Origin of the sequence: Variovorax sp. WDL1 (genome assembly GCF_001541225.1) — a bacterium.
Taxonomy (GTDB): Bacteria; Pseudomonadota; Gammaproteobacteria; order Burkholderiales; family Burkholderiaceae_C; genus Variovorax.
Window position 1 is genome coordinate 5604 of sequence record NZ_LMTS01000034.1, and the last position, 1126, is coordinate 6729.

Here is a 1126-nt window from a genome sequence, read left to right on the forward strand (position 1 = left end):
CGCGGGCCGTCCATCGGCGCCGCGTGCCAGCCCGCGGCGCACGCAGGAGATGGCCCACTTCAGGTTCGACATCGCTTCCCAGAACAGCACGCGGCGCGGATCGACGGCCGTGCCGGAGGCGCGCTCGTAGGCGGCGTAGAGGTCCTCGCGCGATCCGAAGCCGCCGGCCTCGCCCGCGCCGCCGAAGCGCCAGCTGCGCATGCACAGCACGCCCAGGTCGTGCATCGGGTCGCCGATGCGCGCGATCTCCCAGTCGAGCACGCAGCACACGCCCTCGGCCGGATCGACGATCAGGTTGCCGGTGCGGAAGTCCGCATGCACGACGCAGGCGCGGTCGTCCGGCGGCAGGCGCTCGCCGATCCAGCGCAGGGCGTACGACATCGCAGGATGAATGAAGGCGTATTCCTGGAGCAGGCCGCCGTAGATCGCGAGCTCGTCGGCCGCGCCGAGACGGCCCAGGAAGGGCAACTGGTCGGCCGGCATGCGATGGATGGCGGCGAGGATCTCGCCGCACTGCGTGGCCAGCCGCGGGCGCGCCGGGTCGAAGGCTGCATCGGCCACGATGCGCTTGCCGAGCGTCTCGCCTGCGACGCGCTCCGTGACGTAGCCGCCGCCCAGGCCGTCTCCGGGCGCGAGGACATGCACGACGCGCGGTGCGGGCACGCCGGCCGCGCGTGCGGCGATCATGACCGCGGCGTCCTCTTCGGCGGTGAGCTTGGGCGGGCGGCGCGCTGCGGGAGCGGCGGCCGGGGCGCGTGACGGCGTCTGCTGCAGGATCAACGGGTGCCGGCCTTCGGCATCGACCCAGTCGAAAGACCAGGTGGTCTTGGTGGCGCCGCCGGTGAGCCGCGCCAGCGATTGAACCTCGCCGCGACGGCCGTTGCGTGCTAGCAATGTGGTGAGTGCGGTCTGCGTTGCGTCGGCGCTCATGGCATGGCCTTTCGCAGGTTCGTCGCTGAGGGCTGGGGGCTTGCCTCTTGCTCACTTCTCCCTTTGGGGCGGGGTGGGGTGAAGGTTTCGTTCGCTTGTTTTGACCGTGTGCCTGGTTTGAGGCAGGAGCCGGGATTTCGCCCCGGCGGGCGAGTTACTTTCTTTGTCTCGCCAAAGAAAGTAACCAAAGAAAGGC

The 1126-nt window shown here is 70.3% G+C and carries 1 protein-coding gene; it reads right to left on the minus strand.

Translation table 11 applies throughout. From position 1 onward, the window contains the following. The coding region (locus tag APY03_RS07080; RefSeq protein ID WP_068675294.1) for a phosphotransferase family protein at nt 1-930 on the minus strand (930 nt) is incomplete at its 3' end. Nucleotides 931-1126: the final 196 nt, after the last annotated feature.